Genomic DNA, 7,770 nt, shown 5'->3' on the forward strand with positions numbered 1-7,770 from the left:
CCCGTTGGGCCCCAGGAGGCCGTGGGCGCCGATGCCCAGGGAGAGGTCGAGGCCGTCGACGGCCATCGTGTTCCGTCCGACGCGGACCTTCAGGCCGTCGGCCCGGATCTCCCAGGCGTAGGTCTTCGGCGCGGTGTCGGCCGCGCTCGTCACGGGTGTCATGCGGTGGTCCCTTTCGATGGTGGACATTCGAGGGTGGACATGGGTTTCACAGCGTCGAGTACGCGTCCCTGCGGGCGATCACGGCACCGGCGCCGAGCGCGAGGAGCAGCCCCCACAGGGGCAACCGGTCCGGTTGCAGGGCCAGTTGCAGGACGGAGGGGACGCGACCGGTGAGCGACGCGGGGGCCAGGACGACGGCGCCCCACGCGAGCGCCAGCCCGACGGCGGCGCGGGTCACCCCGACCACGCTGCCCAGTGCCAGGGCGGCGGAGGTGAAGGCCAGGGAGGGCAGCAGCCACTGCGCGGCCGTCATGGTCCCGGTCAGCCATCCCCCCAGCAGCAGCGGGGGCAGGACCACCACGAGGACCGCGGTGGTGCGCCTGAGCAGCAGCGGCAGACCGGCCCGGGCGGTCGAGGCGGTCAGTTCGTGTGCCGGGTCCAGGCCGCTGGACCACGACGCGGCGACGCCGCACAGCGGCAGCACCGGCGCGATCAGCGACACGAGTGAGGAGCCGCCGAAGCGCTCCGACGGCGCGACCGCGTCCAGCAGCAGCGCCACCAGGGTGACGACGGCGGTCATGGCCAGCCACGGGGTCATCACCGGCGTCAGCCAGGACGACACCCATCCCGGCCGGTACCGCCGCGGGGCCACTGTGACCGCCGCGTCCAACTGCGGTTCCAGACCGGCCCGGACGGTGTCGACGAGCGCGGCGATGCCGGGCACCCCGGTGGCCACGGAGGCCGCCAGCCGGCTCCGGCACGGCGCGCAGGTCTCCAGGTGGGCCTCCAGTGCCCAGACCGTGTCCGCCGCGATCGTCGTGGCGCCACGTGCGTAGTCGTCGATCAACTGCCTGGACGCGTGTTCCGTACTCATGCGAGCGCCTCCCGCATCGCGATCCGGGCCCGACGGGCACGGGTCTTGACCGTGCCTTCGGGCAGTCTGAGCAGGACGGCGGTCTCCCGGACGGAGAGCCCGTCGAGCACCGTGGCCTGCAGTACCTCGCGGAGTTCCGGCGCCAGCCGTCTCAGGGCGTCGCCGACGTCGCCGCCGACGGTCCCGGCGAGCGCCTCCTCCTCCGCCGCGGGCACCACCGCCCGCTCGGCCGCGGCGACCGGCGGTTCGGCGTGGTGGGCGCGGCGCCGGAACGCGTCGACGAGGCGGCGTGCCGCGATCGTCCACAGCCACCCGACGGCCGTCCCGCCGACCGCGCTCCCGGCGAACGCGCCGGCCGCGCGCCACACCGCGAGATAGGTCTCCTGCATGACTTCGGCGACGATCTGCTCGTCCGCGCAGCGGCGGCGCAGCCGCACCGCCAGCCATGGCGACGTACGCCGGTACAGCTCGTCGAACGCCCCGCGGTCTCCCCTGGCCACCAGCCGGAGGAGGCGCTCCTCGTCCACCTCGTCCAGTGCTCTCCTGCGTGATCTCACACCAGCCAGACGCGAGATCCGGCGCCCGGGTTCTGGATCCGGCGTGACCTGCGCCACATTCCGCGCCCGGGCCGTCGGCTCCGGCTGATCGGTCGGTCAGCCGGAGGGCGGGACCGGCGCCCGCGCCGCCGGTAAGGTGGTGGATCGTGGCCAGTCGTAAAACGTCGATCATGGAAGCAGCGGCGCGGGTGATCGCGCGGCGCGGGGTGCGCGGACTGCGGGTGGAGGAGCTCGCGGCCGAGGCGGGTGTGTCCACCGCGCTGATCTACTACCACTTCAAGGACCGTACGGGGATCCTCCGGCAGACGCTGGAGTTCATCAACGACCGGGCGGAGCGGTACACGACCGAACGCGCCGAGGACGCCCCGCCGCTGACGCCCCGCGAGGAGCTGGAGCAGACGCTGCTGCTGGAGCTCCAGGACACCCCGGAGGTGCGGGAGAACAGCACCGCCTGGGGCGAGCTGCGGGCGAGCGCGGTGTTCGACGAGACGCTGCGCGAGGACCTGGCGCGGGCCACCCGGATCTGGGTGCAGGAGGTCGCGGAACTGCTCGGCGACGTGCGGCCGATGGCCTCGGCGGTCGCGCTGGCCGGCGCGGCGGAGCGGCTGACCGCGCTGCTGGAGGGGCTGAGCACGCGCTGGCTCAGCGGCAGCCTGCCGCTGGCGCACGCCCGCACCCTGCTGACCGAGGCGATCGAGGTCGAGGTGGCCCGGCTCGGGTCCTGAGCCGTACGGACCGCACAGGGCTTGTCACGCTGCGCGGGGAGCCCGTCAAGGATGCGTTATGGCGCGCCCATGGGTTTGACTGAACTTTCAGTCAGTGCGAGCCTGAAGCCGCAGGAAGGGTGCTGCCGCCGGCCCGTCCCCGTGGTGCGCCACCGCGTCGCGGCGCGAAGAGTGGGATCCGGCGGCCCTCGGCGCCCTTCCCGGCACCGTCGCACGATCTGGAGACCCTCATGACCCACTACCCCGACGACCGCTCCACCGGGCCGTACCCCTGGGTGCCGGCGGACGACGTCCCGCACGCGCGGACCTGGATGTCCTGGCCCTCCCGCAGGGGCGTGTGGGGACTGCGCCTGGGCGGCGTCCAGGAGGACATCGCCCTGATCGCCCGCACGATCGCCGAGTTCGAGCCGGTGGTGATGTGCGCCCCCGACGACTGGACCGCCGGCAAGGCCCGGTCCCGGTGCGGCTCCGGGGTGGAGGTGATCACCGCCATCCCCACCGACGACCTGTGGATGCGCGACACCGCGCCGGTGTTCCGCCGGGACGGGTACGGCGGCCTGGACGCGGTGATCCTCAACTTCAACGGCTGGGGCAACAAGCAGGTGCACCACGACGACGCCCGGGTCGCCGAGCGCCTCGCCGCCCGCCGCGGCCTGCGCCACACCTACGCGGACTTCGTCGGCGAGGGCGGCGCGATCGAGACCGACGGCGACGGCACGGTGATGGCCACCGAGAGCAGCCTGGTCAACAAGAACCGCAACCGCGGCATGAGCCGGGCCGAGATCGAGGAGTCCGTCCTGGAGGCCTACGGCGCGGACACCATGATCTGGCTGCCGGGCATCAGGGGCGAGGACATCACCGACGACCACGTGGACGTGACCTCCCGGTTCGTCCGCCCAGGCGTGGTGATGGTGCAGCTGCCGCCGGCGGACCGCAACGACTCCTGGGCGCGGGACGCCCGCGAGCAGTTCGCGATCCTCTCCGCCGCCACCGACGCCCGGGGCCGCCGCCTGCAGGTCGTCCCGGTGCACGGCCCGGACACCGTCCGCTCCCGCAGCTCCACGTTCGTCGACTCCTACCTCAACTTCGTCCTCGTCAACGGGGGCGTCATCACCGCCGAGTTCGGCGACGCGTACAAGGACGCCGCCGCCCGGGAGACGCTCGCCGCGGCCTTCCCCGGCCGCGAGGTGGTGCAGATCGACGTCGACCGCCTGATGGCCGGCGGCGGCGGCATCCACTGCTCGACCATGCACGAACCGCTGCCGTAGCCACCGGGCGGCCTGCGTCGCAGCCGCAGCCTCCGTACCGCACGTCCTGTCCACCGCACCGACCACCACAGCCGGAGTGCCCGTATGTCCCCTGCCCTGTCCCGCCGTACCCTGATGCGCCGCCTCGCCGGTGTCGGCGCCGGCGTCGGCGCCCTCACCCTCGGCCTCACCGCCTGCGACCCCAACGGCATCGAGGACGGCGCCACCCTGCCGCCCCCGCAGCCCGGCGGCACCCCCGGTGTGCGCCGCTTCGGCGCCGAGTGGGAGAAGCACCTGCGCACCGTGATGTCCTGGCCGGCCTCCGAGAACATCTGGGGCGAGCAGCTGCCGGACGTCCGCCGGGACGTCGCCGGCCTGGCCCAGGCCATCGCGGCGCGCGAACCGGTCGTGCTGATGGCCCGCCCCGAGCAGCAGGACGCCGCCCGGAAGGCCTGCGGCTCGGCCGTCGAGGTGGTGCCGATCGCCGTCGACGACCTGTGGGCCCGGGACACCCTGCCGGTGTTCGTCGAGGAGGGCGGCACGGTCAAGGGCGTCGACTTCAACTTCAACGGGTGGGGCGGCAAGCAGCAGCGCGGCAACGACGCCAAGGTCGCCCGGACGGTGCTGGCCAAGTACGGCGTGGAGCGGGTCGAGACCCGGCTGGTCGCCGAGGGCGGCTCCTTCGAGACCGACGGCCAGGGCACCCTGATGGTGACCGAGAGCTCCGTCGTCAACGACAACCGCAACCCGGGCATGACCCGGGACCAGGTCGAGGCCGAGCTGAAGCGGGTCCTCGGCGTGAGCACGGTGATCTGGCTGGCGGGCGTCAAGGGCAAGGACATCACCGACGCCCACGTCGACTGCCTGACCCGCTTCGCCGCCCCCGGCGTCGTCCTGCTCGACCAGGCCTTCCCCGGCACCCCGCCGGACGTCTGGTCCCGCTCGGCCGACCAGGCCCGCGCCGTCTTCAAGGACGCCACCGACGCGACGGGCCGCAAGCTCCAGGTGGTGGAGCTCCAGCAGCCGGACCCGGACAGGATCACCGGGCGCGGTGACGCCTTCGTCTCCTCGTACATGAACTTCTACATCGGCACGAAGGGCGTCTACCTGCCGAAGTTCGGCGATGCCAGGGCCGACGACCGGGCCCAGCAGATCATGAAGCAGTACTTCCCTGGCCGGGAGATCGTGCCGGTCACGATCGACGCGATCGCGGCCGGCGGCGGTGGCATCCACTGCGCCACCCACGACATCCCCGCCCTGGGCTGAGCGGGCGCCGGGCCGGCTCCCCGGGTCGGCCGGAGGGTCGGCCCGGCGCCCGGGGCCGGGTCCGGTCGGCGGGCCGGACCCGGCCCCACCGCCTCACGCCGCGGGCTGCTGCTGGGTGACGCAGTGGATCCCGCCGCCGCCCGCGCCCAGGATGTCGATGTTCAGCTGTTCGACGGTGCGGCCGGGGAACATCCGGGCGAGGGCGGCCCGGGCGGCACTGTCGGCCTTGGTGTCGCCGAACTGCGCCGCGATCACCGCGTTGTTGCACAGGTAGTAGTTGGCGTAGGAGCCGACGAAGTTGGGGTCGGTCGAGCGGATCAGGTTGTAGTCGGGCCCCTGGATCTGGCTGACCCCGAACGGAGTTCCCTGGGCGCTGGTGGAGGTGGTCAGGATCCGGTACTGCTGCCGTGCGTCGTTCGACCAGGCGTCGGTGTCGCTCGCCAGCGGCATCTGGACCGCGGCCGTCCCCGCGCCGAGGAAGCGGGAGGTGGCGTCCACGTGGTCGTCGGTGATGTCCTGGCCGGCGACACCGTTGAACCAGATCACCTTGGTGGCGCCGTAGGCGGCGCACATCGCGCTCTCGACCGCGGCCTGGGACATGCCGGGGTTGCGGTTGGCGTTGAGGATGCTGCTCCGGGTGGCCATCAGCGTCCCGGCCGCGTCGGTCTCGATGGCGCCGCCCTCGGCGACCAGCCCGGCGGCGGTGAACGGCAGGCCGAGGTAGGCGGCGACGCCCCGGGCGACCAGGGCGTCGTTGCCGTGCGGGTTCTGGTGGTTGCCCCAGCCGTTGAAGTTGAGGCCGATCGTGTCCAGGCCGCCCGCGCCGTCGGTGCGGAAGACCGGGCCGGTGTCGCGCATCCAGCAGTCGTCGACCGGGACGTCCCCGATGACGGTGACGGTCGAGCCGCACATCGACCGTGCCTTGGCCACACCGGCCGGGTTGGCGCACATGGTGACCGGCTCGTACTTCGCGATGGTTCTGGCGATGAGGGCGATGTTCGACTGGACACCGCCGAGCTTGTTGCGCCAGATGGTGCTGCTGTCCGGCCAGGCCATCCAGGTGCGGGTGTGCCGGACGGTGTCCAGCGGCACCCGGAAGCCCGCGGCGAGGCCGGCGTCGGCGGCGGCACCCGCGGCGGTGCCTCGGTGCGCCGCCTGGGCCGGCCCGCCGGTCGCGGTGGTCAGCGCGGTGCCGGCGACGACGATCCCGGCGGCCGTCAGGAACCGGCGGCGGCCGAGCCCCTCCGCGGCCGTCGTCCCGGTTCTGGAGCGGTCGTCCATCACTGCCTCCATGTCAACGTCCGCTGCTTGTGCAGCAGTTGACCGAAAAGGTAAAACTGGCCAAGCGCTCGGTCAATACTTTGCGCAGCCATCGTTCCCGATGCGCCCCGGCGGCACTCCCCCGGTCGTTACAGTGACGGCCATGGCGACACAGGCGACAGGCACGGCCGCACGAACGGCCTCCGCGGCGGGCGGCCCCGGCCGGACCCGCGCTTCCGCCAAGGGCGAGCAGACCCGGGCCCGGCTGATCGCGGCGGCCCGCACCCTGCTCGCGGGCGACGGCGCCGGGCGGTTCACCACCCGCAACGTGGCCGCGCTGTGCGGGGTCTCGCACGGGATGTGCCACTACCACTTCGCGGACCGCACCGACCTGATCGTCGCGGTCGTGGCGGACATCCGGCCCGAGTGGATCACGCCGCTGGAGGAGGCGGTCGCCGGCCCCGGCGGCTACGCCGAGCGCTCCGAGCGGGTCCTGACGCTGCTCACCCGGCCCGAGAGCCCCGACCTGGCCCGACTGCACGCCGCCCTGCACTGGCTCGCCCTCAACGACGAACGCGTCCGCGCGAGCCTGGAGGCCGAGTACGCGCGCTGGCGGGCCTCCTTCGTGGGCCTGTTCCGCTGCCTGCTGGAGGAACGCGGCGACGGCGGCGACCCGGTCCCGCTCGGGGAGGCCTTCGCCGCCGCCGTGGACGGGCTCGCCGCCATCGGGTCGCTGGACGGGACGGTGGACGCCGAGCGGGTGCTGCGGACCCTGCTGGAATCGCTGTCGTCCGCCCCCCGGCCGTCCGGCGCCTGACGGTCCGCGGAGGGACCGTACGCCGCCCGGACCCGCGTCACCCGACCGTCCGCAGCCCGACCGTCCGGAGCCCGATCCGCGCCGCCCGCCCCCGCGCCGCCCGACCCTCCGGAGCCCGACCGGTCACGGGGTGGAGCCGGGCGCCACGGGCTGCTGCTGGGTGGCGCAGTGGATGCCCCCGCCGCCCGAGGCGATGTGGTTGATGCCGACCTGGGTGACCTTGCGGCCCGGGTGGAGGTCGCCGAGGACGCCGGCCGCCCGGTCGTCGGCGGCCTGGTCCCCGAAGCGCGGGACGATGACGCCGCCGTTGCAGACGTAGTAGTTGATGTACGTGGCCAGGAAGTCCTTGCCCGCGCCCGGGATCCGGGCGGTGTCGGGCTCGGGGAGGTCGACCACCTTGAGCGTGCGGCCCTGGGCGTCCGTCTCCGTCTGCAGCACCTGCAGCGCCTGCGCGGAGGCGGTGGTCCAGACGTCCGGCGGGGCGTCGGCGGCGGGACGGTGCAGGACCACGGTGCCCGGCTCGGCGAAGCGGGCGAGGGCGTCGACGTGGCAGTCGGTGATGTCCTGCCCGGCGACGCCCTGGAACCAGATCACCTTCTCGACGCCGAGCAGGTCCTTGAGGCTCGCCTCGATCTGGTCGCGGGACTTGCCGGGGTTGCGGTTGCCGTTGACCCAGGAGCTCTCGGTGGCCATCAGCGTCCCCTCGCCGTCCACCTCGATGCCGCCGCCCTCGCCGGTGATCGGCGCCTGGATGCGGGTGATGCGGTAGTGGTCGAGGAGGTAGCGGGCGACCAGGCTGTCATTGGCGTGGGTCTGCTTGTCGCCCCAGCCGTTGAAGTTGAAGTCGACCCCGGCCAGCCCC

Annotated in this window: 8 protein-coding genes and 1 pseudogene; 4 read left to right on the forward strand and 5 right to left on the reverse strand. The window is 73.4% G+C overall.

The window, feature by feature from the left end; genetic code table 11:
- The 3 genes and pseudogenes from ACIQOV_RS17490 to ACIQOV_RS17500 form a co-directional block, all read right to left on the reverse strand.
- A pseudogene (locus ACIQOV_RS17490) lies at positions 1 to 162 on the reverse strand (ABC transporter ATP-binding protein); the annotation flags it as partial.
- A 46-nt stretch (positions 163 to 208) separates the two neighbouring features.
- On the reverse strand, positions 209 to 1,036 hold the full coding sequence (locus tag ACIQOV_RS17495; protein WP_401049402.1) for a zf-HC2 domain-containing protein: 828 nt from the start codon (positions 1,034 to 1,036) through the stop codon (positions 209 to 211).
- On the reverse strand, positions 1,033 to 1,536 hold the full coding sequence (locus ACIQOV_RS17500) for an RNA polymerase sigma factor (protein WP_097234875.1): 504 nt from the start codon (positions 1,534 to 1,536) through the stop codon (positions 1,033 to 1,035). Before ACIQOV_RS17500 ends, ACIQOV_RS17495 begins: the two co-directional genes overlap by 4 nt.
- A gap of 203 nt (positions 1,537 to 1,739) precedes the next feature.
- Between ACIQOV_RS17500 and ACIQOV_RS17505 the strand changes: the two genes are divergently transcribed.
- From ACIQOV_RS17505 to ACIQOV_RS17515, 3 genes are all read left to right on the forward strand, one after another.
- The gene (locus tag ACIQOV_RS17505) at positions 1,740 to 2,318 is read left to right on the forward strand and encodes a TetR/AcrR family transcriptional regulator (RefSeq protein WP_359898998.1); all 579 of its coding nucleotides are present in this window, start codon (positions 1,740 to 1,742) and stop codon (positions 2,316 to 2,318) included.
- Between the two features lie 230 nt (positions 2,319 to 2,548).
- Positions 2,549 to 3,586, forward strand: coding sequence for an agmatine/peptidylarginine deiminase (locus tag ACIQOV_RS17510; RefSeq protein ID WP_401049405.1), 1,038 nt, complete (start codon positions 2,549 to 2,551; stop codon positions 3,584 to 3,586).
- An 84-nt stretch (positions 3,587 to 3,670) separates the two neighbouring features.
- On the forward strand, positions 3,671 to 4,831 hold the full coding sequence (locus ACIQOV_RS17515; RefSeq protein WP_401049406.1) for an agmatine/peptidylarginine deiminase: 1,161 nt from the start codon (positions 3,671 to 3,673) through the stop codon (positions 4,829 to 4,831).
- A 93-nt stretch (positions 4,832 to 4,924) separates the two neighbouring features.
- Here ACIQOV_RS17515 and ACIQOV_RS17520 read toward each other — a convergent pair whose 3' ends face one another.
- Positions 4,925 to 6,112 carry an agmatine/peptidylarginine deiminase gene (locus tag ACIQOV_RS17520; protein ID WP_401049408.1) on the reverse strand — a complete coding sequence of 396 codons (1,188 nt, stop codon included), beginning with the start codon at positions 6,110 to 6,112 and terminating at the stop codon, positions 4,925 to 4,927.
- 142 nt (positions 6,113 to 6,254) lie between these two features.
- Here ACIQOV_RS17520 and ACIQOV_RS17525 point away from each other — a divergent pair, with 142 nt between their 5' ends.
- Positions 6,255 to 6,908: a TetR/AcrR family transcriptional regulator gene (locus ACIQOV_RS17525; RefSeq protein ID WP_401049410.1), complete on the forward strand. Its 654-nt coding sequence runs from the start codon at positions 6,255 to 6,257 to the stop codon at positions 6,906 to 6,908.
- Positions 6,909 to 7,031: 123 nt separating this feature from the next.
- Here the strand turns inward: ACIQOV_RS17525 and ACIQOV_RS17530 are convergent.
- Positions 7,032 to 7,770: agmatine deiminase family protein (locus ACIQOV_RS17530; RefSeq protein WP_401049412.1), on the reverse strand; the 739-nt coding region annotated here is incomplete at its 5' end.

This window comes from Kitasatospora sp. NPDC091257 (assembly GCF_044757675.1).
GTDB classification, from domain to species: Bacteria; Actinomycetota; Actinomycetes; order Streptomycetales; family Streptomycetaceae; genus Kitasatospora; species Kitasatospora lactacystinica.

Excerpts from the sequence above, each read along its gene's own strand:
- ACIQOV_RS17495 (WP_401049402.1), bottom strand. The coding sequence starts at position 1,036 with ATGAGTACGGAACACGCGTCCAGGCAGTTGATCGACGACTACGCACGT.
- ACIQOV_RS17510 (WP_401049405.1), top strand. The coding sequence starts at position 2,549 with ATGACCCACTACCCCGACGACCGCTCCACCGGGCCGTACCCCTGGGTG.
- ACIQOV_RS17515 (WP_401049406.1), top strand. The coding sequence starts at position 3,671 with ATGTCCCCTGCCCTGTCCCGCCGTACCCTGATGCGCCGCCTCGCCGGT.
- ACIQOV_RS17520 (WP_401049408.1), bottom strand. The coding sequence starts at position 6,112 with ATGGACGACCGCTCCAGAACCGGGACGACGGCCGCGGAGGGGCTCGGC.
- ACIQOV_RS17525 (WP_401049410.1), top strand. The coding sequence starts at position 6,255 with ATGGCGACACAGGCGACAGGCACGGCCGCACGAACGGCCTCCGCGGCG.